Origin of the sequence: Streptomyces sp. WM4235 (assembly GCF_001279725.1) — a bacterium.
In the GTDB taxonomy this organism is placed as follows: Bacteria; Actinomycetota; Actinomycetes; order Streptomycetales; family Streptomycetaceae; genus Streptomyces.
The window spans coordinates 1-23,468 of sequence record NZ_LGDE01000430.1 but is presented as its reverse complement, the minus strand read 5'-3'; the positions used below and the strand labels follow the sequence as shown (position 1 = coordinate 23,468).

Below are 23,468 nucleotides of genomic sequence, written 5' to 3'. Positions count from 1 at the left end.
TGCGGCGGACAACCCGGTCGCCGACGCCGTCAGGTGGCCGACCGACTTCTGCCGCTCGGCCCGCGCGGCAGTACCCGCGAGGTCGACAGGCACCTGTGCCGGTGCCGTACGGGGCGCGCTCCGTACGGGGCTCTGTCCACCGTTCGATGGACACGAGAACCTACGCACGGGGGGACCGGTGGACGCGGTTCCGGCCGAACATGGACGGCATGACACAGAACGCGGTGGAGGTACGGGGGCTTCGCAAGCAGTACGGCGAGGTCACCGCGGTCGACGGACTGGACCTGACGATCCGCCGGGGAGAGGTCTTCGGCCTCCTCGGGCCCAACGGAGCGGGCAAGAGCACGACGGTGGAGATCCTTCAGGGCCACCGGGAGCGGGACGGCGGCGAGGTGTCCGTGCTCGGCGCGGACCCGTCGACCGGGGACCGCGCCTGGCGCTCGCGCGTCGGCATCGTCTGGCAGGACGAGTCGGCGCCCGCCGAACTGACCGTGCGCGAGACGGTGGAGCACTTCGCCCGCTACTACCCGGCGCCCCGCGACCCGGCGGAGGTCATCGCCCTCGTCGGCCTGGAGCACAAGCGCGACCAGCGCGTGAAGGGCCTCTCCGGTGGCCAGCGGCGGCGGCTCGACGTGGCGCTCGGCGTCATCGGCGATCCGGAACTGCTGCTCCTGGACGAGCCCACGACCGGTTTCGACCCGGCGGCCCGACGCCAGTTCTGGGAGCTGATCCGGCTGTTGGCCGGGGCGGGTACCACCATCGTGCTCACCACGCACTACCTGGAGGAGGCCGAGGCCCTCGCCGACCGGCTCGCGGTGATCGCGCGGGGCAAGGTCGTCGCCGAGGGTGACCCGGCGGGACTGCGTGCCCGCTTCGGTACCGGCGCCACCGTCGGCTGGACGGGGGTCGACGGCTCCCCGCACAGCCTGCGGACCGAGAACCCGACCGGGGCCGTAGCGGAGCTGGCGGCCCACTTCGGCGGCGAGGTACCGGACTTGACGGTCATCCGCCCCACGCTGGAGGACGTCTACCTGCGCCTCACCGGGCAGCTCACCGAGCCCGCCGCCGAGGCCGCCGCCGAGGCCGACACAGGGGCCCACACCGAGCCCGACTGCGGGGCCGGCGCCGAGCCCGCCTCCCGATCCGCCGCCCCGACCAGGCCCCAGCCGGAGGAAGCCCGATGAGCACCGACACCACTGCCACCGCCTCCGCCGCCTCCGCCGCGACCGCTCGGACGGCGAAGGCCCTGCCGGGCGCCTGGACCCTGGGGCTGAGCCGCGGCGCCCTGGAGATCAAGCAGTTCGTCCGACAGCGCGACGCGATGATCTTCACCTTCGCCTTCCCCATCGTCTTCCTCGCCCTCTTCGCCTCGATCTTCAGCGACACGGTGGAGGGAACCGGGATCACCGCCTCCCAGCTCTACGCCGCGGGCATGGTCGCCGCCGGCATCATGTCCACCAGCTTCCAGTCCCTCGGCATCTCGATCGCCGTCGAACGGGACGAGAAGGTGTTGCGGCGGCTGCGCGGGACCCCGATGCCGCCGGCCGCGTACTTCCTGGGCAAGATCTGGATGGTGCTCGCCACCGGGCTCGCCGAGACCGCGATCCTGCTCCTCGTCGGCTCCACCCTCTTCGGCCTCGATCTGCCGTCCTCCCTCGCCAAGTGGCTCACCTTCGGCTGGATCTTCGCGCTGGGCCTGGCCGGTTGCGCCCTCCTGGGCATCGCCGTCAGCAGCCTGCCGAAGTCCGGGAAGAGCGCGAGTTCGGTGGTCGTGTTGCCGTTCCTCGTCCTTCAGTTCATCTCCGGGGTCTTCATCCCGGTCAACCAGATCCCCGGCTGGCTGCTGAACGTCGGCGCGCTGTTCCCCCTGAAGTGGATGTGCCAGGGTCTGCGCGGGGTGTTCCTGCCCGAATCGGCCGCCGTCCTGGAACAGGCCGGCGGATGGGAGTACGGAAAGACCGCCCTGGTGCTCGGGGCCTGGGTCGTCGGAGGATTGGTCCTGTGCCTGCTGACCTTCAAGTGGAAGAGCCGACGGGACGGCTGAGGGGATTCACCACGGCGACCGGAGCGCGCGACGTCCACGTCTGGGACCGCGCGTTCCTGCCGTGGGACGCGTACTTCGGGGTCGTGTGGCTGGCGACCGCCGTCTTCGTCCTCGGCGCCGAGTACCCCTCGTTGCCCTACAGGGTCCCCGCCTTCGTCCTGCTCGCCCTGATGGTCCCCTGGTACCTGTGGGCCGGGCGGCCGCTGCTCATGCTGGAGCCGGGGACGCTGCCGGCGTCGTCGGCCCGCTACCTGAACACGGCACTGGTGCTGTTCCTGCCGGCCGCGTGCCTGGTCGGCGAGACCCGTCTGATCACCTTCGCGCTCGCCCCGCATTTCTTCATGCTGGCGCAGCTGCGCCGGGCGATCCTGTCCATGGCGGCACTGACCCTGCTGCCGGTCGCAGGGTGGGGGCTGCTGTGGCGGCCCGAGGCGTACGTCCTCTTCCTCAACTCCGTCGCCGCCCTGGCCACGTTCACCTTCTCCTCGTTCTTCGGCGCCTGGATCCTCCGGATCATCGAGCAGAGCATCGGTCGTGCCGGTCTGATCGCCGAACTCGACGCCAGCCGGGAGGAGGTGGCCAGGCTCTCCGCCGAGCACGGCGCCGCCTCCGAGCGGGAGCGCATGTCCCGCGAGATCCACGACACCCTGGCCCAGGGCTTCACCAGCCTGCTGATGCTGGTGCAGGCCGTGCGGTCGGAAATGGACACCGATCCGGCCGAGGCTCACCGCCACCTGGACCTCATGGAGGTGACGGCCCGGCAGAACCTGGCCGAGGCTCGGGCTCTCGTCTCCGGCGGCGCCCCGGCCGACCTCGACTCGGGCTCCCTGCCCGACGCGGTGCGCCGTCTCGCCGCCCGGCACGACCCGCCGGCCGCCGTCACGGTGACCGGGGAGGTCCGGCCGCTGCCGGCGGCGCTGGAGGTGGTGGCCCTGCGCACCTGCCAGGAGTCCCTGACGAACTGCGCGAAGCACGCCGGACCGGGCGCCTCGGCCGTCCTGTCCCTCGTCTACGCTCCGTCCACCCTGACGGTGTCGGTCCGGGACACGGGCCGCGGTTTCGATCCCTCGGCCCCTTCCCCCGGCTACGGTCTGCGAGGCCTGGCCGCCCGCGCCGCGGAGGCCGGTGGTACCGCCTCGGTCGACAGCGCGCGGCCCGGGGGCACCACCGTCACCGTCACCCTCCCGATCCCCTGAGGAGCCGTACGACATGATCCGCATCCTGCTGGCCGACGACCACCCGGTGGTGCGGGAGGGCCTGCGCGGCATGCTCGCCGCAGAGCCGGACCTGAAGGTGGTCGGCGAGGCCGCGAACGGCCCGCAGGCGGAGGCGCTGGCAACCCGGCTCCTCCCGGAACTCGACCTGATCCTGATGGACCTGCGGATGCCGGGCGGTGACGGCGTCGAATCCATCGCCCGCATCACGGCGGCCGGGTTGCCGGTCCGGGTGGTGGTGCTGACCACGTACGAGAACGACGGGGACATCCTGCGGGCGGTGGAGGCGGGCGCCGCTGGCTACCTGCTCAAGGACATGGCCCGCGCTGAACTGGCGGAGGCGGTCCGGGCGGCCGTCCGGGGTGAGACGGTGCTGGCCCCTTCCGTGGCGGGCCGGCTGGTCGACCGGCTGCGCGCCCGCCCGGAGCGGCCGCGGCTGTCGGAGCGCGAGGTGGCGGTGCTGCGCCTGGTCGCGGAGGGGGCGACGAACGCGCAGATCGGACGCGGGCTCTTCGTGGCGGAGTCCACGGTCAAGACCCATCTGCTGCGGATCTTCGGCAAGTTGGAGGTGACCGACCGTACGGCGGCGGTGACGACGGCCATGCGCCATGGGCTGCTCTAGGACCGTCGTGGACGCGCGGAGCGTCGGGCGTTGCGTTGCGTTGTGTTGGGCGTTGGGCGTTGGGCAACGTACGCGGTCCAGTTGGGGAATCGACGGGCTCATCCGGGCGGAACGAAGGCCTGGGCCGACGGCGGCCACGAGGGCCCCGACCGGCAGTGGCCGCGAGCGGTGGTCGATGGAGATCCGGTCGGATGCGCAAGGCTGGTCCGAGTGGCGGGTATGGGAGTCCGTGGCGGCCGTCAACGAGTGCCTGTGACCGGCGCGTTCGATGCAAGCCCTAGGCGACCTGGTCCGCGAGTGAGGTGGCCAGGGCCGTGATCCGTTCTTGGCCCAGCGATGAACGCCCGGCCTCTCCGGCCCCGACCACCATGACCGCGTCGCCCTCTCCGTCCAGTTTCAGTCGGACGGCGGCGACGTTGCCGCTCTTGGTCACGACGGGTTCGCCGATCTTGGCCTCGGCCATCCGGTTGACGTAGGCGATCAAGTCGTCCGTGGAGGATCCGGCCAGCTGGGCGACGATCGCGGCGAGTGGCGCCACCGCCTGTGAGTGGCGGGTCGCCGCGGTGTGCACGACCACCTCCTCCCGACCGATGTGAAAGACGCAGCTCACGAGGGCGCCGGGGTTCTGCGCCAGCGGCGTGCCCGCCTCGGCCCGCTTGCCCCCTTCAGCGGTGGCGACCGCCGCCCCGGGCTCCTTCACGGAGCCGGGCGCGGACTCCCCGTCGGCGCCTGCGGCCTTCGCCGCCTTGGCGATGTCGTACGAGAGGGGGCAACTCGCCTGGCCCTCGCGGGGGATGGCGTCGGCGGTCTTGGTCAGGCCGCCCAGACTCAGCGCCGGCGCGCTTGCGCTCTGACACCCGGCCAGGAAGGTCACCGCGGCAGCGGCACCTATCAGCGATCCGTACCGGCGGTCTCTCATGTTCCCTCGCTGCTCTCGTCCACAGGTTGCGCCGACGCGGCGGACGGTGGACAAGGGATGCACGCCCTGCCCCCAACCGCCGTGTTCGCGGCGCCCGGCTCCCCGGCCGACACTCGTCATGATCCTAACGACGGATGTCCGCGACCCTGGAGCCGCCCCGGATCGGCCTCCGCCTCGGAGGCCTGAGGCGAGTATTCACTCGGCAGCTCGGGCCTCCTCTTCGGGCGGAAGGCCGCGCGCGCGGGTGGCGGCGCTGCCGTGGCCCCGATCCCGATCCCGATCCCGCATCACACAGCGGCCCGCGGCCCGTCCGTGCTCGCAGCCGGGCTGTACCCGACGCCGCATGTGATCCGCCCTGACGAAACCTACAGCCGGCGTTGTGCCGCCTCGACGCTGTCCCCGCCATGGGTGTTGAACGCGATGGCGGCTTGGGGCGCATGGCGGTGGATCAGGTTCACGATCTGCTCGAAGAACGGGAGCAGCTGCTCCGTCTTGCGGATTCCGGCACCGACGACCACCACGTCCCAGGCACGCTCGACCAGCGACGCGACGAGCGTGGGCTCGGCCGACTCGCCGAACGCGACCAGTGTCATGGCCGCTTCGATGTCGTGCTCTGCGAACCGGGCCAGTTCCTCGTCCAGGGCCGCACGAAGGCCCTCCGCGTCGACGCCGGGTATTGCCGCAGGGTCATAGCCGATAACCAGTACGGAAGACATTCGGTCAGCCTACTCGTGCCTCCCCGAGCATGATCCGCCGGACCGGCCACCTGCGTCCCGCGGTGGCTGAGCAGCGCCGTCAGTCCTCCTTCTGCCACAGCCCGTCCTTGGGCCGCGGCCTCTCATTGCCTTCGATGTCGGTGTGCCGGCCGGAGGCCAGGACCTCGGCGGAGTTGCTTCTCCTGGGGTCGGGCCTCATGGCGAAGACCAGCTTCTTCAGGTGGGCGACCTGCTCCTCCTCGTCCCAGAGTCCGTCCGGTTGCGAAGTGGAACCGTCCCAGTAGGCGTGCGGCGCCCAGTTCCCCCGCTCGTCCTTGACCTCCTCCACGGAGCCGTCCACGCCCTGCCGGGTGACCGCGCCCCGGTGGGGTTCCGCCTCGGGACGCGCCTGGTCCCGAGCGGGCGGTGCGGTCGCCATGGTGGCCGTCACCAGTGCCTGGGCGGCGTGCCGCCAGGAGTAGCCCTTGAGCAGCTCGTACAGTCGCGTGGCGTCGCTTCGCGCGCCCGGCAGATTGCTCCGCAGGCCCTCGATGGCCGCGGCCCACGCCTGCGCGCGCGAGTCGGCCCCGCCGGCGACTTCCTTGCCGCCGGCGGAATCGATGTGGACGGGGGCGTTGACGACGCCCATGAAGGAACCGCTCGTCACCTGTGACAGGAACTGAGCCGCACCGCTCTCTCCGTTGACCAGGACGGGCAGGCTGCGTCCCGCTCCCTCGGTGGCGACCAGTCCGAATCCCTCGTGCAACGACGGCATGATCACCGCGTGCGTGGTCTCCCGGTCGTGTTCCAGTTCCGCCTGGTTCTCGCTGAAGGGGCGCATGATGACCCCGCCCGCGCCGTGGGTGTCGACGATCGACTTCCACAGGGCGAACTTCTCGGGGTGCTTCTGCGGGTCCGGAGTGCCGCGGATCGTCATCCGGACATCGAGTCCGCGGCCGCCCTGATTCTTCGGCCGACGCAGGATGCCGATCGCCTGGACGGCTGCCTCCACACCCTTGATCTGGTCCTCGGCCCGCCCGGGCAGCAGCACCTTGAGCTTCCGCGGCAGGTGCAGCAGGTACTTGGCCTGGTTGGTCAGGGACGGCTCGACCGGTGTGCCGACCTCGGTACCCGGGACGAAGTCGTGCAGCGCGGGGACGCGCAGTACGCCGTCCGAGAGCCGTTCGGCCTCCCTGGCGAGCAGCGATCCCACACCGGCGACCAGGTCGGCCTTCCGCATCGCGTTGCGCTCTTTGATCCCCTTCTCGACGCCCTTCTTCGGTGCCCCCTTGATCTTGTCCAGCCGTACCGGGCTGGTGTGCAGGAAGTGCACCAGGCGTGCGCCGGGGTACCAGGCGTCACGGATCTTCTGCGCGGCGGGTCCGGAGAAGCGGGAGTGCCCGATGACGATGTCGAAGGCCTCCTGGTCGCTCGGCAGGTCGTGTTGGCCCGGCGAGCCGCCGGCGAGGGCGTCGAGGCGGTCCCGGCCCTCCCCGTCCGCACCGCGCTCCGCGGCGTTGACGATGTGGGCGTCGTTGTGCAGGGCGGTCGTCTTCTCGTGGTCGTAGTCCGCGCGGGCGTTGACGGTGAGGAGAGTGACGTCGTGGTCGTGTTTGAGGCCCTTGACCAGTTCCATGTTGAAGACCGGGACGCCGCCGAGACCGAGCCCGCTCTCGTCGCAGACCACCAGCACCCTGCGGCGCGCCTGCTCCGTGCCCCCTTCCTGCACGTCGCTGTCCGACATCGTGCGTTGTACGGCCTCCGGCCGCGCGACGCTGCGCTGTACCGACGGGCCGTGCGCGTGGCCGGGCCCGTCCCCGGCGTGGTGCCGCGCGGGCGCCGGTGCGTCGGCCAGCCGCTCGTTGGCGCTCGCCGCCCGCTCGAAGGGGTCGCCGGGATCCGACACCCGCACACCGTCGCCGCGGTCGGTGCCCGCGACCGAGCCCTTGCGTTGCTGGGAGACGTGGGTCAGCTCGTGGAACAGGGTCCGGTCGTCGATGCTGCCGGTCCCGGAGACGATGTTGTTGCCCACCGTGTAGGCGTGGGCGTCCACGTTCGCCGCGGACCGCTGGGCCACCGCGTCCGTGTGCAGCCGCACGTCGGAGAAGTCCTCCTTGAAGACCGTCTCGGCCTTCGCGCGCTTCATCGGATCCAGCGGTGTGCCGCCCCGGGACGTCACGCTCTTGATCTCCGCGCCCGCGTCCGGCTTCGCGGTCTCCTCGGACCCCTCGGTGCCGGGGAGGTACCCGGAGAGCCGCAGTGCCTGAATCACGGCGGCGTTGCCCGCTGTGCGCTGGAGGGTCAGCAGCCGCTGCTCGGGTCGGGGAGACGGCTGCCGTGACACCGGGGTGGACTTCGACGCCTGCTGCTCGCCCCGGATCTTGCGCATGCTCATCGCGGTCCTCGGTGTCGGTGATCCTTCGCGCCAGGATAGGCCCGCGCCCCGCCTGCCCGAAGCGGCAACGAGGGCAATCTTGAAGGCAGTTGAAGGGACGGCGAGGACTCGACGGGGGACGGTGAGGGCTTGGCGGGGACGGAAGGAGTCAAGCGATCTTCGAGCCGTCCGTGACCGTGGCTGCCCGTGCGCCCGTGCGCCCGTGCGCCCGTGCCTGCCTGTACGCCCGTGGCTGCTCCCCGTGCCGTACCACTGCCCGCCGTTGCCCGGCATTGCCTGCCACTTCCTGCCGTTGCCCGCCGCTGCCCGCGCCTTCTGTGCCATCGCCGCCGGTGGCACTCCGGCCGCCGTGGGCCGCGCGTGAGACGGCGCCGTCGCGATCCGCCCGTGCTCGGGCGGGGTTCACCCCGAGTACGTCCTGGTCCTGCCTCGCATACACGTCCAGGACACGGGAGAGGATCCGGAGGTGACCACAACCGCGATGCGACGCCCTGCCGGGCCTATGGCCGAGTGCCCGGCCGCGAACATCGTCGCGTCGAAAGAGGGCCAGGCCACGCCGATCGTCTTTGACCTCCACGTCCGTCCGAGGTGTACCCGGCGCCGGCGACGACCGATCGCCGCTCCACTCCCCCGGACCCCGCAGCACACCGAAGGAACCCGATGACCGTGCGCCCGAACCTCGTCTACGCCCGCGAACCGCTCCCCTCCACCGGGCCCAGCGTCTTCCTCGCCGGGCCCACCCCGCGCGCCGACGGGCCCGTCCCCTCCTGGCGCCCCGACGCGATAGGCGAACTCACCACCCAGTGGACCGGCAGACAACCGCTGACCGTCCTGAACCCCGAACCCCGAGGCGGGGTTCAGGCCGCCCACTACGACGACCAGGTCGACTGGGAGACCGACGCACGCCGCCACGCCGACGCGATCCTCTTCTGGATCCCCCGCGACCTCGTATCACTTCCCGGGTTCACCACCAACGTCGAGTTCGGTCTCGACGTCGCCACCGGCCGGGCCGTCCTCGGATGCCCGCCCGACTGCCCCAACCCCGAACGAAACCGCTACCTCGTGCACGTCGCCCGCCGCCACGGCGTACCCGTGGCCGAGACGCTCCACGACACCGTGGCTGCCGCGCTCACCCTCGTCACGGCGAAGGGCGCCCGGTAGTCCGGAAACGCGCGAGGGACTCACATGGGTGTCAACGGATCTCAGTGGGTTGACAGCCAGCCGACTCCTGCGACGGCGACCACCCCGGCCACCGTCAGCGCGGCAGCACGGAAGCGGTGCAGCGCGAGGGCGGCAATCGCCGCAGAGAGCAGGACCGCGACCGTACCGATCGCGCCCCGCAACGCGCCGTTGCTGTACCCGAGCTCATCCCACTCGTCGATCAACCATGCCAGCCATGCCAGTCTCATAACTCCCCCTCCAGATTTCGGCGATCGTAAGCCGGTGCGACAAGCGCACGGGCGTGATCAAGCCGGCGGAATCTTCGGAGCGGGAGGCGGTGGGGCCGACGGGACCGGGGACACGTTCGAGTGCGTGGCGGGCCGGCCGCGGTAGAAGGTAGACAGCGGCGGCTGCCGGACGATGACGAAGCGCGACGACGTGTCCGTTGGACACCGAAGACCGGCGCGCCCGCCCATCCGGACTCGTGGCACCCCGAATGAGGAAGAATCGCGATCATGACCCACCCCCACCTGCCCACCACCGGGGCGACTGTCACCGCGATACGCAAGATCGCGGCCGACCACGGCCTGGAGATGACCGTCACCCATGACATCGGCGCCGACCAGACATCGTGCCGCGCATCTGCCGGCGTCTTCACCATCGTCGACCCCGACGGCTCGCTGCCGCACGAGGCCTTCGTCGAACTGTCCGGCGTCCCGACCGTAAGCGTCCGGGTCTTCCCCGAGGACGATGCGAAGATCACCGTGGACAACGTCGAGTTCCACGATGTACCGCGCGACTCCGTTCCGGCGTTCCTCCGGTCCGTCTACAGCGGACTGGCCCACACCAAGGGCCGGTTGTTCCCGCCGGGCCAGTGGCTCATCGTGCCCTTGCCCGGCGACGAGACGTACAAGGAACTGGTCGCGATTGCCGCGCTCACTCCCTGGCTCTCACGTAGCGCCCGTATCTCCTAGCTCCCCCGACCGGCGTCCCTCCGAGGGTCCCCGCAGGGGACACTGGCTCCGACCTGCGCAAAGGGCGATTCGTCTCGACGATCGGGATCGTGGTCGGGGAAGGTTCGGCGGTGGGAGGTAAGTCCTGTGACGGTCCGGTGACATGCAGCGGACGCTTCTCGCACACATGATCCATAGATTTCTTCTTGCAGCCCCGCCCAGCCTCAACAGTTCACACCTGACAGAGGAGGCGGCATGCAACCTCTCCTTCTTCCGCTTTCGGCCACTCGGCCGCCCCTTGTCACGGAGTCGTTCATGTCGACCTACACCCGCTCCCGCCGCCGCACCGTCCTGCGCGCAGCGGTCGCCACCGCCGCACTCGCGGGAGCCCTCCTCGCGCCCAGCACCGCCGCCTTCGCCGCTGACTCCCCCAAGGCCGCTGACTCCCCCAAGGCCACTGACGCCTCGAAGACCGCGGGCGCCCCCAAGGCCGCTGACACCTCGAAGACCGCTGACGCCTCGAAGACCGCGGGCGCCCCCAAGGCCGCCGCCTCGGCGGACACGGCGACGGCGACGGCGACAGCGGCGACGGCCGGGGAACTCGTCGGCCACCCCGTGCTGGCCGACGGCATCAAGGGTGACCTGTGGAAGAAGGGCAAGGGCTGGTACTACCTGGACGTCCACACCGCCTCCGGCATGCCGATCGCGAGCTTCCACGTCGGCGGTCCGAGCAACCAGACTCAGGACGGCCAGCAGGTCCGCGGCATGTGGGTCACCCTCGACGACTCCGGCCAGGTCCGCTCGTGGAAGAACCCCGCCACCGGCCACGGCTTCGACGCCGGCGGCACCGAGACCCGCGAGGGCTGCACCGTCTCCTGGAGCATGGGCACCCCGTTCGACGGCGTCAGCCTGCGTCTCTCCAACGGCACCTCGGGTCCGGTCGCGCAGCTCATCGACGGCAAGACGGCCCGGACGCTGACCACGCTCACCACCACCAACCGCACCGGTCTCGCCGGGGGCGCCCGCATCAAGGACAGCGACGACCCGAAGACGCCGCAGTTCCAGATGCGCGTCGTCGGTGGCCAGATCCCGTGGGAGGGCGTCTCCTTCCCCAAGCCCCCGAAGGACTGCGCCGCCAAGTCCGCCGCGAAGCCGACCACCTCCGCGAAGCCCACCCCTGCGGCCAAGCCGGCCTCCGCGACCACGTCCACTCCCGCGGTCTCCACCCACAACGTCGCGCAGACCTCGGTACTGCCCAAGGGCGGCGTCGCGGCCGGCGCCGAGATCGCACAGGACGGCCCCGGCAACGCCACCGCCCTCATCGCGGGTGGCGCGAGCACCCTGGCCCTCGGCGCCGCCGGGGCCGGATTCGTCGCCCTGCGCCGCCGCACGGCCAACCAGAACTGAACCGTCACACCGCACACCCGGCACCCGGCAGACCGCACACCCCCCACTGAACCGCCCGCCCTCGGAAGCCCACCCGCTTCCGAGGGCGTCGGCACGTCCAGGGCCGGGAACCAAGGCCGCGAACAAGGCCGGGAATCGAGGTCTCGAACGCGGCCGGCCCCGTGGCGCAGGGCTCTGATCCCCGCCACGGTTCGCGGCCGTGAGTGATGACCATCCCGAGGGTGGGCAGTGCGCCGCGCTCCCCCGCGTACGAACCCGTGGCGGGCCCGTCAGTTCCGCGAGGGCCCTGCGCGAGGCCGCAGGCGGCGGTGTTCAAGGGCCGTGGCAAGGGCGTAGGCACCGCCGCCTGCGAGGGCGAGGACCCAGTAGAAGCCGTGGGTGTCGAGCGAGAGCGCTGCGGTGGAGGTCAGGGCGAGCCAGACACCGAGGACGTAGTGGAGCACGTTGCGGCGTACGGCGCCTTCGGCGAGGTAGAGCAGGCCGACGATGAGCCCGGAACCGGCGGGCCAGAGGACGGACTGGAGTTCGGGCTGGTCGAGGACGGATGTGAGTCCGGTGATGGCGAGGAACAGGGCGGTGAACGCGACGATCCAGGCGGCGCCGAGCAGTCTGCCGGCGAGGAGGTCTGGCCCGGTGGCCCCCCGCTGGGCCCGCAGCGCGGCGACGGTCGCTTGGACGATGCCCGTCGCGAGCCCGCATCCGAGCAGGGTCATGGGCAGCCAGCCGGGGAGATCGAGCAGTGGGGTGTCTCCCTGCGAGGCCGCGGCGGCGCCATGCCCGAGTACGTAGGCGAGTCCGAAACTGAGGTAGGCCGCGCGATTGTCGACCTCGTGCTCGTACGGAAGACGGGTCGGATGGACGGGAGCAGCGGGCGGCGATGTGGTTGCGTGGCCGGACATGACGGGGTTCCCCTCAAGGGTGGTTGACGGCGGTCGGCTGGTCGGTCGCGTGCTTGGTCACCAGGCCGGACACCAGGTCGGTCACGCGGCCGGTCACCAAGTCGGTCACCGGTCGGTCACCAGGTCGGTCGCTCGGTCGGTCACCGGTCGGTCGGCCGGTTGGGTCACCCGGCCGGTCGCATCGCTCTGTTGGGGCGGTGTGGTGGCTTCGGGCGTCTCGGGCGGGAGTGCCGCGCGAGCGCGGCGGCTCGGGCATGTGAGGCACACGGCGAGGAGGGCGGTGACCGCGAGGATCGCGGCGGACACCGCGAACGCGGCCCGGTAGCCGGCGGTGAGGGCCTCCAAGTGGGACTGGTGGGTGGCCTCGTGGGCCGTGACGGATCCGGCGAGGGTGGCGAGGGCCGCGAGGCCGATCGCGCCACCGACCTGGCGGGTGGTGTTCACCAGTCCGCCTGCCAGCCCCGCGTCCTGCCCCGGAACGCCGTCCACGGCGAGCGTGGTGAGTTGTACGAAGGCGATGCTCAGGCCGACACCGACCAGGACACTCGGCCCCAGGACGTCGCCGAGGAAGTTCCCGTCGACGCTGATCCGTGACAACCACAGCAGCCCCGCGGCCTCGGTGAGCAGGGCCGCGGTGACGGTCGCGGTGGCGCCGATGCGCCGGGAGACGCGGGGAGCGGCGACAGCGCCGAGTATGTTGGCCACGGCGAGGGGGAGTTGACCGGCTCCGGTGGCCAGCGGGCTCATTCCGAGGACCTGTTGCTGGTAGAGGGGCAGGAAGAAGAACAGCGCGATCCACACGGAGCCGAGGAGCGTCATCAGCAGGTTGCCCGCGGCGACACGGCCGGTGGAGAACAGCCGCGGCGGTATCAGGGCGTCGGGGCGGCGACGCTCGATGACGGCGAAGGCCGCGAACAGCGTGACGGCGCCGACGAGAGCCCCGAGCACCCCGCCGTTCGTCCAGCCGGCCCCACGTGCACTGGTCAACGCCCAGACCAGGCAGGTCAGGGCGAGGGTGACGGTCGCGGTACCCAGCAGATCGAACCGCCCTGCCTCACGGCCGCCGGCCCGGGGCACGAACATCACGACGGTGATGAGGACCAGTACCGCCCCGAGGGCGACGATGTGGAAGACCCAGGGCCAGCCCCAGGCCTGTGTGAGTACGCCGCCCAGCAGGACGCCGGCCGCTCCCCCGGCGCCGGAGACCGCGCCCCACACGCCCAACGCGCGGCCCCGGCCGGGGCCGGCGGGGAACAGGCCCATCGTCAGGGCGAGCGCGGCGGGAGCGATGGAGGCGGCTCCGAGTCCCTGCACGGCGCGGGCGGCGATCAGCACGCCCGGGGAGGCCGCCAGTCCCGCCGCAAGTGAGGCTCCCGCGAACACCGCGAGACCGGCGATCATCACCCGGCGCCGGCCGAGCAGGTCGGCCGCCCGGCCGCCCGCCAGGAGCAGCGCCCCGAACGCCAGGCCGTAGGCGTTGACCACCCACGTGGTACCGCCGTCCGACAGGCCGACTCCGGCGCGGATCTGCGGCAGCGCGACGTTCACGATCGAGGTGGCCAGCATCACGGTGAACTGGGCCGCGGCCAGCGCCGCGAGGGCGCTCCCCTGGCGGGGCCGGGCGGCGGCCGGGTTGTCCTTCGTACGTACAAGGTTCATGACGCACAGCCTCGGGGCGGGCGGTGTCCACAATCCATGCTCGGCGAAGGCGACGACTGTCCAGTCCTGTCCGCACCCGTCCACCCGTCCACCCCCGTCCACCCGATCGCCCGTCACCCGACCGCGTCGCACGCGTCGCACGCGTCGGGCCGGGGATCGTGGGTCCGGAGCGGGACGTACGGGGTCAGGCGCGGCCCACGCCGCCCGTGAAGGGCGTGAACTCCAAGGGCAGGGCGGCGGGACCTCGCGTGTACAGGCCGGTTTCCCGGTAGCGGGAGCCGGGAGCGTGGCGGACTCGGTCGAGCAGCGGCAGGAGCATCGCGGCGACGGTTTCGATCTCGGCGCGGGCGAAGGCCGCGCCGACGCACTGGTGGAGCCCGGTACCGAAGGCCAGGTGCTGGGAGGCCGCGGTGAAGGAGCGGGCGGTGCCGAGGTCCGGGCGGTGGATGTCGAAGGTGTCCGGGGCGTTGAAAGCGTCCGGGTCACGGTTGGCCGCGCCGATCATGCAGAAGACGACCGCTCCTGCCGGAATGGTGGTGCCGGCGACCGTCATGTCCTTCTCGGCCTGGCGCGGGATGAGTTGGACCGGTGGGGTGTAGCGCAGGGTCTCGGCGATAGCGGCGGTCAGGAGATCCGGGTCCCGGCGGACCTGCGCCATCTGTTCGGGGTGGTCGACCAGGTGCTTGAACAGCAGGGCGAGGGTCTTGTCGGCGGGCTCGGTGGCCGCGACCAGGACATTGATGATCAGCGCGGTGACATCGCGGTTGCTCATCGCGATGCCGTCGAACTCGGCGGTGCACAGCCTCGATATGAGGTCGTGGCCGGGGTGGCGGCGCCGCTGTTCGATGACGGGGACGAGGTAGGCCTCCAACTGCTCGGCGCAGTCCAGGCAGTGCCGGCGGCGTTCGGGGGTGAGAACGACGCTGGTGATGAACTCGGCGACCCCGCCGTGCCAGACGGCGATCTGCTGCCAGTCCTCCTTGTCCAGGCCGAGGACGTCGAGCGTCACATGGACTCCGAAGGGCTTGCCGAAGTCGTTGACCAGGTCCAGCCGCCCCCGGGAGAGGAACGGCTCGATGAGCTCGGCGGCGTTGGCACGTATGGCGCGTATCTGATCCCGCAGTGCCGGCCCGGTGAAGGCACGGACGACGATCTTTCGCTTGGCGGTGTGTTCGGCACCGGTCATCTGGGCCAACACCCGCCCCCGCATGACCGGTTCGGCACGCACCGTCAGCATCTCGGTGCTGAACAGCTCGTGTTCGGTCAGCACCCGCTTCACGTCCTGGTACCGGGAGACGAAGTAGCTGTCGATCGCCGGTTCGTGGTGAACCGGCGCGTGCTCCCTCAACCCGGCAAAGAACCGGTAGGGGTCGTTGGCGAAGTCCTCCGACAGGACGCTGAAACGAGAATCGATCACAGGCATGCAGAGAGAACCTCACGGGAGCGGATAGAGCGTCACCAGCTAGACGGGGTAGGTACGGTAGCCGTTCCGGCGGTGTGGGATTTCTCGGGCCAAGGACAGCCCGATCCAGGGAACGGGCTGTCGGCCACGCCGTGCCTGCGCCGGCGCCTGCGCATCGCCGTTGTCGCAGTTTGCCGGCCTGCTCGGCCAACTCGATCCGTGTTGGCGCGACTTCATCAGAGGCACGGATGAATCCGCACTCGGTCACGCCAGTCCACAAAGAGGAGATTCCCCGCATAACGGGAATAGGCGACGCACGAGAAGGGCCCTCAGGGCGCCGATCCCGACACTGCCGGTGCGATGCGATCAACCCCCGACTGAGAGGGCTTCAGCAGGCCGCACAGCCGTTTTCACCCGCCCTCAGTCGGCTCCGGAGCTACGGATGGCCCTCGCCGAGCGCGTGTGTGACTCACTGCTGTGGTTGGCCCCGCGCGTTCTTGTCGGCCCGGTGAGCAGTGCCATGCTCCATCGAGCAGGCCGAGGCAGTGGCCGCGAGCACAGCGAACGGCTCGCACCAGGAGACGGTCCGAGACTGGATGTCACTCACGGGAGCCTCTCCGACGCCCTGACCGGTGGGGAGAGGACCGGTGGGGAGAGGACCGGCGGGGAGAGGACCGGCGGGGAGAAGACCGGCTGGGAGAGGACCGGCTGGGAGAGGACCGGCGGTCCAGGGCTGATCCGGTACCCCCTCAGCTCTCCCCCGCGGGCTTCAGGTATCGACCCCAGATCTGGGCCTTGCGGTAGGGCCCCTCCCCCGCGGTGTCGTACTGCGGCTCGTCGAAGGCCACCCAGTACTTCAGCTCGTCGGTGAGCGCCTGGGCATGTTCGTTCGGCTCGGGTGCGCCCATGGCATCGATCGTTCCGGGGAATTCGACCTGCCAACCGCCGTTCCCGTTCATGTCAGGAACGACGGTGACCCGAGTACCCGGTGGCAAGGCACCCGCCGGCCAGGTCTGGTTCAGGGAACGACCGAGGATGTGCTCGGTCGCCTGGCGATCAGCCGGGGCCGCGGGATCGGAATGGGATGTGTCTGTCATGGCCGCCATCCTCTCCGACCCGACTCAGAAGGGTGCGGGGTGGGGTGCTAACGGCGTTAGCACCCCACCTCCCACACCCGGTGGACCGGTTACCCCTCGCCCTGGGCAGCCAGAAGGCGTTCCAGGAGTACCGCACGCTGCGCTTCGGCCATCTTCTCGAAGACGAGGTCGGCCACCTCGTTGCCGTCGTGCCACGGGACCCGCGCGACGCCGGACTCCGGCCTCACGGGTGGTGCGTCGTACTGCTCCTCCGGCTTGCCGCTTGTGGCGGTGGAGCGAGCCGGAGCAGGAACCGAGTCGGGGGTGCTAACGGCGTTAGCACCCGGAGAGGTCTTCTTGCGCACCTTGCCGGCGGCACGCTTGGCGAGGGCCCCTTCCGCGGCCGGCTGCTGTTGCTGCGCGGGCAACTGACCGACGTTGCGGGCGATCTCGACCGGGAGGGTGCGGTCCTCGACCTGCTTCTGAAGCTCGGGGGTGAGTTTGAGCAGGGCGATGCGTTGGGTGACCCAGGGGCTGGACTTGCCCAGGGCACGGGCGACGGCGCGCTGGGATCCGTGGACCTGGACGAGCCGTTCCAGGGCTTTGGCTTCGTCGAGCGGGTCGAGGCTCTCGTGCTGGATGGCGGCCGTGAGGGCGGTTTCCAGGAGGGTGTCGGCGTCCTCGGCCAGGGAGTCGTCGAGGTGGACGGGTACGTCGTCCAGGCCGGCGAGGTTCGCCGCGGCGAGGCGCCGGTTGCCGTCCACGACAATGTAGGCGGCCGTTCCGACCTTGTCCTCCTGGCCGGGGTGCGCGGCGAGGAAGGCCTGTCGGGTCACGACGGCGAGGGGCTGGATGACACCTCGGGACGTGAGACTGTCCGCGAGGTCGTCGACGGCCTTGAGTTCCTCACGCGGGTTGTACGGGTTGTGCGCGAGGGCGTCCAGGGCGACCCGGAGCGTCCCGGCCTGGCCGGCCTGTGCGGCCTCGGCGGCGGGAACGTCCTGCCCGGAGAATCGCGCGAAGGAGGCCGCGCGGCTGCTCATGGGCTGAGCGACCGCGTTGAAGGTGGGGGAGTCCCCCAGCATGTCCGCCTTGCTCACGGGAGTTTCACCCCTCGGGCGATCTTCCTCATCTGGTGGGACTGCTCGCAGTCGGGCGCGTAGTCGAGGAGCGCGCGCTGCTTGCGTACGGCTTCGCGCTGCTCCTTCACGTCCGGTACGACGGCGAGGACCGGGGGAGTACCGAGCGACTTCCACTTGTCCAACGAGGACGTCGCGATGTACCCGCGGCGGCTGTCGAACTTGTTGACGACGAGACCCAGCTGCTCGATGACGACGTCGAAGTCCCGCGCGACGGAGTCGATCTGCTGGATGAGCATGCCGTACGCCTGGGCCGAGGTGTCCTCGGCTTCCACGGGAACGACGAGGCCGGATGAGCCGGGCTTCTCACCGTCCCTCTGGCGTCCGTAGGTCAGGGCGGCGTCCATGGCGAGGCCGAGGCTGGGCGGCGCGTCCAGGACGATGACGTCGAAGTGCTCTTCGAGGGGTGCGAGGGCTCGTTCGAGTGCGGCGTGGCGCAGACCGCGGAACGTGGTGAGGCCCGAGTCGAGGAGGAACGCGTCGAACGCCGCGGGCAGGATCCGCAGTCGGTCGCCGAACCGGTCACCGTCTATGGCGACCGTCAGGTCGAGCAGCGAGTGCTTGGCCTGATCGCGGTGCAGCATGTGGGTGATGAGGCTTTCCTCGCCGGCGGGGATGGCGGTGAGGCCGAGCTGGTGGGTGAGGTGGCCTTGCGGGTCGTAGTCGACGAGGAGGACGCGCAGGCCTCCGATCGCCGCGTCGGCCGCGGCGCCGACGGCGGTCGGGTCTTCGGCGAGGGCCTGGGCGAGACCTGCGGAGACAGCGGTCTTGCCGACACCACCCTTCTGGTTGCAGACGACGATCCGCCGGGTGGTCGCCGTCGCTTCGGCGGGGTTGTCCGCGAGCCAGAGCACCACGGATTGGGCCAGGCCCTGAATGTAGGAGACACCGCGCTCGCGACAGTCGGCCTTGAATTCCTCGTAGAGGCCTTCGGGCAGGTAGGTGCCGAACGAGTCGGCGCCTGCGGTGTTGACGTCGGGCAGTTCGTCGGTGCAGTTCCGCCAGGCGTGGATGCCGTTGGTGACGGCGTCCTGCATGTCGGTCTGGAGCTGTGCCGCGCGGACCTTGAGTGCTTGCTGGAGGTGGGCGGGCAGCTTGGAGACGAGCTTCTCCCGCTCACCTCCCGAGGTGAGAGATGACATGGACGGCAGCATACTGCCGCCCAGACAGTTTCAGGCTGCACGTTAGGTGCGTTTTGCCTTGTTTCAACGTTAGTTCCTCCCTCGTGCTAACGCCGTTAGCACCTGTGCCGCCCTTCCGAACAGCGCCAGGGACGTGCGCGGTACCGGCGTTTCGGCCCTTGGAACCCTGAAGGGCAAGGGAGTTGACGGTTCGCCGGCCTCAGGGCGGGGGCGGGCGAACTGAGGATGTGTCACGTCCTGGAGGCGTTGGCGGAGCAGGGGAGCCGTGCCACGTCCGCCTCCACCAGCTATCACCTGCGCGTTCTGGCGAAGTGACGTGCTGATCGCTCTGGGAACCGAAGCGGCGATGGCCGGGTACCGGGTCACGTACGTGCCGGCGACGGACCTCCCCGTCTCGCCGGTGGTGGTGTCAGCGGTTGTCGCGGCGCGACGTGTATCTCCACACCGCGTCGAGTTCGTACTCGTGCGGGGTGTCGGGCGGCGCCAGGGGCAGGCGGCGAGCCGCCTCCACGCACCGCTCGTCCTCGTGTAGCGCAAGCCCGTAGACGGCGGTGACCTGGACCCGGCGGTCCGGGTCGCCCAGCAAAGCGGCCATCGCATCGGCCAAGACGGGATCGCGGTCCTTGCCATCGGCCACCGTGAGGCAGGCAGCCCGCCGTACCACTGGGTCCGCGTCCGTCATCAGAACCATCAACGCCTCACGGACATCACCGGGGAAGGCGAGCGGCGTCTCGTGCCATACGCCGCAACCGCGTGCCACCGCGCACCGCACCCCGGCGTCGCTGTGGCCGGCGTAGGGCACGAGGGCCGCGCCGACACGCGGATTGGCGTGCTCCCCGATCGCGACCAACACCTCCGTCAGCACGGCGAGGTCCTCTTACCCGGTCGACCAGTCGGTGAAGAGGTCCAGGGCAGGGCCGGCGAACGCGCCCTCGTCACTGTCGTCGAACAGGTGGGTCAGCCGTAGCACCTCGACGCCGAACGACCGGTGGGACGGCTCCGGATGTGTGCGCAGCGCCGCGGCAGCGGTCCATGTCTCCTGGTCGCGACGGTTGGCCAGCAAGATGATGATGTTCCCCCACGCGGCGTGGTCTTTGTCGTGGCTGACCGCGCGTGCCATCAGCTCCTCGAACGAGCTGCGGCTGCCGAACAGTTCCTCCAGGCGCGTGAGGATCGCCGCATGCCCATCGCGAACGGTCATCCCCCCGAGGGAGTACTCGTCGACGTTGTTGTACTCGTCGTCCTGGACCCGGGTACGGACCGGACCGCGGACATCAGGGGAGAATTGCTCTCCACCACACCGCTCACACCGCTCACACCGCTACCCATGTCCCTGCTCTCCCGTCGCACTTTCGCACCTCGCGAAGTCCAGTGCTGTGGCCGGCAAGCCTTTCCGGCCACAGCACTGGCTCCTCCAGGACCGTCGGCCTACTCCAGCCTCAGGAGGATTTGGCCGGCGGCCCATCGGTGCGAAGCACCGCCCGCAACTCGTCCGGGGTGACAGGCCCTGGGTCACGAACGGGCCTGCCGACGTCGGCAGGCCAACTGGGACGGAAGCGTTCGACGAAGGCTGTGAAGTCGGTCCGCAGATACCGAGAGTCGAACGGCTTCAGCCGGATCTGCCGGCGGCTGTCAGCCCACCAGATCTCGAAGTCGGCAACTGTACCCTCCGCCGGCCAGTCTTCGCCCTCGTCCGGCAGCAGCAGGACGTCGACAAAGCCTCCGACGCTCAGGCCGATGTCCACGAAGATCCCGATCGCACCGGGTTGGGGAACCTTCACCACGGTGCCCTCGAAGACCTGCCCGAAGCGCAGGTCCCTCCGAATCCGAGCCCACTCGGCATCTGTCACCACGAACAGATCATCGCAGGCACTGCCGTCATGTCTCGTGAGCATCCACGGCCCGCCCCGGCCGATGACCTGGGCACCGCACCCTGGATCCTCACCCTCGCCATGGCTCTCCTGAGCGCGGGGGCGCGCTCTGTCCAGCGGGCCGATCGAGGCCTGGTACGTCGACACGGTCCAGGCGGATTCCGGCCCCGACGCGGAGCTGCGCACAGGCCTGGCTCGCGGCGGAGCCGCCACCTCCGCCGGCGGGAGCGGTGGTCGAGATCAACTTCGTGCTCTGCGTCCGCCGTGGCTGCTGGGAGACGCTACGGCTCCGGTGATGGCCGGAGCCCTCCTGTGGACTCGACGCGGTGATCCCGTTGCCCCCGACCTCGCCGGCTCCGATCCGCCCCTGGAGAGCGCGGATCCCCACGACCGGGACGACCCGAGGACCTCGACGTCGGACCTCGGCCACGGCGGAGCAAGCGGCACACGTGTCTCGCCGTGAACAACGAGACGCACGCGCCGCGTACGAAGGACCTTGCCGCGGCGGACAAACGGCCGAGCGCGGTTTCGCTTCAGTCGCTTTCACGTCACCGCAGATCAGAGCGCTGCAAGCCAGAGATCAGCGACTGAAGCGACTCAAGCACCGGCATGGATTCTCCCGTCGGACCGTCGGACCGTCGCCCCGTCGGGAGAACCGTCAGAGGTCGGCGGCTTGCGCCGGCCGCTCCGACCGTTCGGTCTTGCGACCCTTGCTCCCGGCCGCCAGCGTGGTGGGGTCGACCGCTTCCGCCGGGGCTCCGGAGGCGTAGAGGCCGTCCGGAACGCTGTCGCGGTCGTGCGGCAGGAGCCAGAAGACACGGCGGCGGAACGTGCCACTGGACCTGGAGGGTTTGGCCTGCGGCCCGAGTTGGGCGTAGCCGACGAGGCGGCCGTCGCGGTGGTAGGCCGGCTTGCCTCGGCGGGTGGGGAGCCGGTCGAGGGACTGGCGGACGTAGTCGAGCTCCGCGACGTCCTCGAGCCAGATCAGGTCGACTTCGTGATGGATCTCGTCGTCGGAGATGAGCGAGCTCACGCGTTCTCCTCCTCTGCGAGCAGTCCGATGCCGGGGTAGTACTTCTTCGAGTTGGACAAGATCATTTCTTTGGGTGAGGCGAGGCCGACGAGTTCTCGGGCCCGTGCCGCGAAGGCGCGGGAGGAAACGGTGGGCGCGCCCTCATTCTGACACCAGGTGCGGTAGACGCTGTAGAGGCGAGCTTGTTCGGCCCGGTGGTCCGCGTGGAAGGTGCAGCATTCTTCGAAGAAGCGGCCGGTGTGGTCTTCGGTTTCCGCGTACGCGGTCGTCGCGATGCGGACGGGGGCGGGTCCGGTGAGGTCCTTCTGGCCCGCGAGGTAGCGGCGCGCGCCGTCGATGAGCCAGGCCAGGATGCCGGGGCCTTCCTCGGTGACGAGGATGTCGGCGAGGTTGTCGATCTTCCGGTCGTCGGAGACGACCTTCTCGAAGGGGACCAGGCGCATACGGCGCCAGAACGCGAAACCGCCGGTGCCGACCTCGGGGCGGTGGTTGCCGATGAGCCAGAGCTTGTGGGTGGGGGCGAAGGAGAAGAAGTCCTGGCGCATACGGCGCGCCTTGATGCGGTCGCCGCCGGTGAGGAGCTTGACGCGCGCTTCGTCGAACTTGTCGCCGGGCTTGACCTCGGAGCAGACGATGACACGCCTGCCGTGGAGCTCGGCGAGTTCGGTGGGGTGACCGTCGAAGGCGCGGGCCATCAGGAATCCGGGCGGTGCCGCGTCCGCGTAGTCGCCGAGCAGCTTCATGAGGACGTCGAGGAGGACGGACTTGCCGTTCTTTCCCGCGCCGAACAGGAAGGGCATCACCTGGGCGCCGACGTCACCGGTGATGGAGTAGCCCAGCATGAGGTGGAGGAAGTCGATCATCTCCCGGCCCTCGGTGTCCGCTCCGAAGGTGTCGGTGAGGAACCGTTCCCAGCGGGGGGTGGGCTGCTGCTTGGGTCCGGTGGACGTCGAGCGGGAGTGGAAGTCCTTGTCGGGCCGGGGGGCCCGGAGCAGGCCGGTGTGCAGGTCGACGATGCCTGCGGGAGTGCACAGCGCGTACGGGTCGGCATCGAGGAGTTCGGCCCGAAGGACCATGCCGGGGGCGGACTTCGCCTGGGTGAGCATGGCGTTCACACCCGAGGTGCTCAGGGCTCGGCGCCGGTGCTTCTGCAGGGACTGGTTGCTGTGGAGTCCGCGGGGGTCGGTGGTGGCGATGGCCTCGGCGAGGTCTCCCGCCGCCCAGACGACGGTGTCGTCCTCGTCGACCTGCCAGCGGGTGGTGTCCCAGCGGTACCAGCCCAGGCCAGGGACGTGGCGATAGTCGCCCGCGTACAGCCGCACGAAGAGTTTGGCGTTGCCGCGGTCGCTGAGGGTGTCGGGAAGGAGTCCGGCGGGGGTGGCGTGATCCAGGTGCGCCTGTTCTCCGCCCTGGGCGGGCAGGGGAGTCGATGGCGCCTGGGCGAGGATCTGCGCGGCGACGGCCTCGGGGTCGAAGTCGAAGAGGAAGCCGTGGGTCTCGGGTGCGGGGTTCACCGGCGGCCTCCAAGGTGCAGGGGGCGCTGTGCGCCGGCGGCGATGCCGCTGCGAATGATCCGGCCGGAGCGCTGTTCTTGGCCGGGACGGGCGGCCGCGGCTGCTTCCCGCAGAGCCTCCTGCGCGTCGGAGTCGCTGAGATGGCCTGCGGCAACGAGCCCTCCCAGGGTGTAGGCGGCCCTGTTCAGCTTCTCCGTGAAGCCGGCGCCTTCGGCGAACTGTGCACAGGACACGACGTCGGCGAGGAGGGCGGTGAGGAGCCGTGAGGTCTTGTCCTGGCCTCCACCGGCCGCGAGGACGGCCTGACGGGCCCGTGGGGGCAC

22 protein-coding genes and 1 pseudogene are annotated in these 23,468 nt (G+C 70.4%); 7 read left to right on the top strand and 16 right to left on the bottom strand.

Annotated features, from left to right (window positions below):
• Positions 1-209: 209 nt before the first annotated feature.
• From ADK55_RS26535 to ADK55_RS26520, 4 genes are read left to right on the top strand one after another with little or no spacing between them, the layout of a single operon-like run.
• The gene (locus ADK55_RS26535; protein WP_078999444.1) at positions 210-1,184 is read left to right on the top strand and encodes an ABC transporter ATP-binding protein; all 975 of its coding nucleotides are present in this window, start codon (positions 210-212) and stop codon (positions 1,182-1,184) included.
• Positions 1,181-2,044: an ABC transporter permease gene (locus ADK55_RS26530; protein ID WP_053682331.1), complete on the top strand. Its 864-nt coding sequence runs from the start codon at positions 1,181-1,183 to the stop codon at positions 2,042-2,044. The genes ADK55_RS26535 and ADK55_RS26530 overlap by 4 nt, the downstream gene beginning before the upstream one ends.
• A complete protein-coding gene (locus ADK55_RS26525; protein ID WP_234350253.1) occupies positions 2,002-3,240 on the top strand; it encodes a sensor histidine kinase in 1,239 nt (412 codons plus the stop codon). Before ADK55_RS26530 ends, ADK55_RS26525 begins: the two co-directional genes overlap by 43 nt.
• A gap of 13 nt (positions 3,241-3,253) precedes the next feature.
• Complete coding sequence (locus ADK55_RS26520) at positions 3,254-3,880, top strand: response regulator (protein ID WP_053682329.1); 627 nt, start codon at positions 3,254-3,256, stop codon at positions 3,878-3,880.
• Between the two features lie 277 nt (positions 3,881-4,157).
• Here the strand turns inward: ADK55_RS26520 and ADK55_RS26515 are convergent, their stop codons facing one another.
• The 3 genes from ADK55_RS26515 to ADK55_RS26505 form a co-directional block, all read right to left on the bottom strand.
• A complete protein-coding gene (locus ADK55_RS26515) occupies positions 4,158-4,754 on the bottom strand; it encodes a hypothetical protein (protein WP_053682328.1) in 597 nt (198 codons plus the stop codon).
• Between the two features lie 410 nt (positions 4,755-5,164).
• On the bottom strand, positions 5,165-5,515 hold the full coding sequence (locus ADK55_RS26510; protein ID WP_053682327.1) for a hypothetical protein: 351 nt from the start codon (positions 5,513-5,515) through the stop codon (positions 5,165-5,167).
• A gap of 79 nt (positions 5,516-5,594) precedes the next feature.
• Positions 5,595-7,889 (bottom strand): eCIS core domain-containing protein, encoded by a 2,295-nt coding sequence (locus ADK55_RS26505; RefSeq protein ID WP_053682326.1) that lies wholly within the window; start codon positions 7,887-7,889, stop codon positions 5,595-5,597.
• A 660-nt stretch (positions 7,890-8,549) separates the two neighbouring features.
• On the opposite strand from ADK55_RS26505, the gene ADK55_RS26500 reads away from it, so the two are divergent.
• Positions 8,550-9,050 carry a nucleoside 2-deoxyribosyltransferase domain-containing protein gene (locus tag ADK55_RS26500; RefSeq protein WP_053682325.1) on the top strand — a complete coding sequence of 167 codons (501 nt, stop codon included), beginning with the start codon at positions 8,550-8,552 and terminating at the stop codon, positions 9,048-9,050.
• 41 nt (positions 9,051-9,091) lie between these two features.
• Here ADK55_RS26500 and ADK55_RS26495 read toward each other — a convergent pair whose 3' ends face one another.
• Complete coding sequence (locus tag ADK55_RS26495; RefSeq protein ID WP_053682324.1) at positions 9,092-9,298, bottom strand: hypothetical protein; 207 nt, start codon at positions 9,296-9,298, stop codon at positions 9,092-9,094.
• A gap of 267 nt (positions 9,299-9,565) precedes the next feature.
• Between ADK55_RS26495 and ADK55_RS26490 the strand changes: the two genes are divergently transcribed.
• Together ADK55_RS26490 and ADK55_RS36835 are read left to right on the top strand one after the other, a co-directional pair.
• Positions 9,566-10,024: a hypothetical protein gene (locus ADK55_RS26490; protein WP_053682323.1), complete on the top strand. Its 459-nt coding sequence runs from the start codon at positions 9,566-9,568 to the stop codon at positions 10,022-10,024.
• Between the two features lie 294 nt (positions 10,025-10,318).
• On the top strand, positions 10,319-11,410 hold the full coding sequence (locus ADK55_RS36835; RefSeq protein ID WP_053682322.1) for a hypothetical protein: 1,092 nt from the start codon (positions 10,319-10,321) through the stop codon (positions 11,408-11,410).
• A gap of 269 nt (positions 11,411-11,679) precedes the next feature.
• Here ADK55_RS36835 and ADK55_RS26480 read toward each other — a convergent pair whose 3' ends face one another.
• The 12 genes and pseudogenes from ADK55_RS26480 to ADK55_RS26425 all read right to left on the bottom strand — a co-directional run.
• Positions 11,680-12,309, bottom strand: coding sequence for a hypothetical protein (locus ADK55_RS26480; protein WP_053682321.1), 630 nt, complete (start codon positions 12,307-12,309; stop codon positions 11,680-11,682).
• Between the two features lie 105 nt (positions 12,310-12,414).
• A complete protein-coding gene (locus ADK55_RS26475; protein WP_078999431.1) occupies positions 12,415-13,968 on the bottom strand; it encodes an MFS transporter in 1,554 nt (517 codons plus the stop codon).
• 184 nt (positions 13,969-14,152) lie between these two features.
• The gene (locus tag ADK55_RS26470) at positions 14,153-15,391 is read right to left on the bottom strand and encodes a cytochrome P450, cyclodipeptide synthase-associated (RefSeq protein WP_053682319.1); all 1,239 of its coding nucleotides are present in this window, start codon (positions 15,389-15,391) and stop codon (positions 14,153-14,155) included.
• 728 nt (positions 15,392-16,119) lie between these two features.
• Entirely contained in the window at positions 16,120-16,467 is a 348-nt protein-coding gene (locus ADK55_RS26465) for a ferrous iron transport protein A (RefSeq protein WP_234350252.1), read from the bottom strand.
• An 89-nt stretch (positions 16,468-16,556) separates the two neighbouring features.
• Positions 16,557-17,546: a ParB/RepB/Spo0J family partition protein gene (locus ADK55_RS26460; protein ID WP_053682317.1), complete on the bottom strand. Its 990-nt coding sequence runs from the start codon at positions 17,544-17,546 to the stop codon at positions 16,557-16,559.
• The gene (locus ADK55_RS26455) at positions 17,543-18,727 is read right to left on the bottom strand and encodes a ParA family protein (RefSeq protein WP_053682351.1); all 1,185 of its coding nucleotides are present in this window, start codon (positions 18,725-18,727) and stop codon (positions 17,543-17,545) included. Before ADK55_RS26455 ends, ADK55_RS26460 begins: the two co-directional genes overlap by 4 nt.
• Before the next feature lie 409 nt (positions 18,728-19,136).
• Entirely contained in the window at positions 19,137-19,592 is a 456-nt protein-coding gene (locus ADK55_RS26450) for a HEAT repeat domain-containing protein (RefSeq protein ID WP_053682316.1), read from the bottom strand.
• Positions 19,593-19,604: 12 nt separating this feature from the next.
• Positions 19,605-19,928 carry a hypothetical protein gene (locus ADK55_RS26445; protein ID WP_053682315.1) on the bottom strand — a complete coding sequence of 108 codons (324 nt, stop codon included), beginning with the start codon at positions 19,926-19,928 and terminating at the stop codon, positions 19,605-19,607.
• A 238-nt stretch (positions 19,929-20,166) separates the two neighbouring features.
• Entirely contained in the window at positions 20,167-20,745 is a 579-nt protein-coding gene (locus ADK55_RS26440) for a hypothetical protein (RefSeq protein ID WP_420713686.1), read from the bottom strand.
• Positions 20,746-21,256: 511 nt separating this feature from the next.
• Entirely contained in the window at positions 21,257-21,631 is a 375-nt protein-coding gene (locus ADK55_RS26435) for a DUF6009 family protein (RefSeq protein ID WP_053682314.1), read from the bottom strand.
• Positions 21,628-23,145, bottom strand: a complete 1,518-nt coding sequence (locus ADK55_RS26430) for a DNA primase family protein (RefSeq protein WP_053682313.1) — start codon at positions 23,143-23,145, stop codon at positions 21,628-21,630. Before ADK55_RS26430 ends, ADK55_RS26435 begins: the two co-directional genes overlap by 4 nt.
• Positions 23,142-23,468, bottom strand: a pseudogene (locus ADK55_RS26425) (DNA primase); the annotation flags it as partial. The pseudogene ADK55_RS26425 and the gene ADK55_RS26430, both read right to left, overlap by 4 nt.

Coding starts and splice junctions, on each gene's coding strand:
- ADK55_RS26535 (WP_078999444.1), top strand. CDS start 210: ATGACACAGAACGCGGTGGAGGTACGGGGGCTTCGCAAGCAGTACGGC.
- ADK55_RS26530 (WP_053682331.1), top strand. CDS start 1,181: ATGAGCACCGACACCACTGCCACCGCCTCCGCCGCCTCCGCCGCGACC.
- ADK55_RS26520 (WP_053682329.1), top strand. CDS start 3,254: ATGATCCGCATCCTGCTGGCCGACGACCACCCGGTGGTGCGGGAGGGC.
- ADK55_RS26510 (WP_053682327.1), bottom strand. CDS start 5,515: ATGTCTTCCGTACTGGTTATCGGCTATGACCCTGCGGCAATACCCGGC.
- ADK55_RS26505 (WP_053682326.1), bottom strand. CDS start 7,889: ATGAGCATGCGCAAGATCCGGGGCGAGCAGCAGGCGTCGAAGTCCACC.
- ADK55_RS26500 (WP_053682325.1), top strand. CDS start 8,550: ATGACCGTGCGCCCGAACCTCGTCTACGCCCGCGAACCGCTCCCCTCC.
- ADK55_RS26495 (WP_053682324.1), bottom strand. CDS start 9,298: ATGAGACTGGCATGGCTGGCATGGTTGATCGACGAGTGGGATGAGCTC.
- ADK55_RS26490 (WP_053682323.1), top strand. CDS start 9,566: ATGACCCACCCCCACCTGCCCACCACCGGGGCGACTGTCACCGCGATA.
- ADK55_RS36835 (WP_053682322.1), top strand. CDS start 10,319: ATGTCGACCTACACCCGCTCCCGCCGCCGCACCGTCCTGCGCGCAGCG.
- ADK55_RS26480 (WP_053682321.1), bottom strand. CDS start 12,309: ATGTCCGGCCACGCAACCACATCGCCGCCCGCTGCTCCCGTCCATCCG.
- ADK55_RS26475 (WP_078999431.1), bottom strand. CDS start 13,968: ATGAACCTTGTACGTACGAAGGACAACCCGGCCGCCGCCCGGCCCCGC.
- ADK55_RS26470 (WP_053682319.1), bottom strand. CDS start 15,391: ATGCCTGTGATCGATTCTCGTTTCAGCGTCCTGTCGGAGGACTTCGCC.
- ADK55_RS26465 (WP_234350252.1), bottom strand. CDS start 16,467: ATGACAGACACATCCCATTCCGATCCCGCGGCCCCGGCTGATCGCCAG.
- ADK55_RS26455 (WP_053682351.1), bottom strand. CDS start 18,727: ATGTCATCTCTCACCTCGGGAGGTGAGCGGGAGAAGCTCGTCTCCAAG.
- ADK55_RS26445 (WP_053682315.1), bottom strand. CDS start 19,928: ATGACCGTTCGCGATGGGCATGCGGCGATCCTCACGCGCCTGGAGGAA.